The sequence below is a fragment of the Faecalibacterium sp. DFI.5.82 genome, from assembly GCF_029076575.1.
Lineage (GTDB): Bacteria > Bacillota > Clostridia > Oscillospirales > Ruminococcaceae > Faecalibacterium > Faecalibacterium duncaniae.
Map to the genome: position 1 here is coordinate 1 of NZ_JARFIS010000620.1, position 306 is coordinate 306.

The 306-nt window shown below is 52.9% G+C and carries 1 pseudogene; it reads right to left on the reverse strand.

Going from position 1 to position 306, the window contains the following annotated elements:
- Positions 1 to 57 precede the first annotated feature (57 nt).
- Positions 58 to 306 (reverse strand): annotated as a pseudogene (locus tag P0G09_RS18135) (DNA repair protein RecN); the annotation flags it as partial.

Below are 306 nucleotides of genomic sequence, written 5' to 3' on the forward strand. Positions count from 1 at the left end.
CTTGTACCCTTCAACGTCTTTCAACAAAAATAAGTTTAGCACAAAGCAGCAGGGTTGTCAATCACCGGTTTCATGCTCGGCCAGCCCCAGCATCTCTCGAGCATTGGCACGGGAAAGCTCCGAGACATGGTCACCGGAAATGATATGCGCCAGCGCGTCCACTCTGCCTTCGGTATCCAGCTGGTGGATCTCGGTATAGGTTCGCTCATTCGTGATATTCTTATGGATGAGCAGATGGCAGTCGGCCAGTGCAGCGATCTGCGCTGTGTGGGTGATGCAGAGGATCTGGTGATCTTTTGCGCTCTG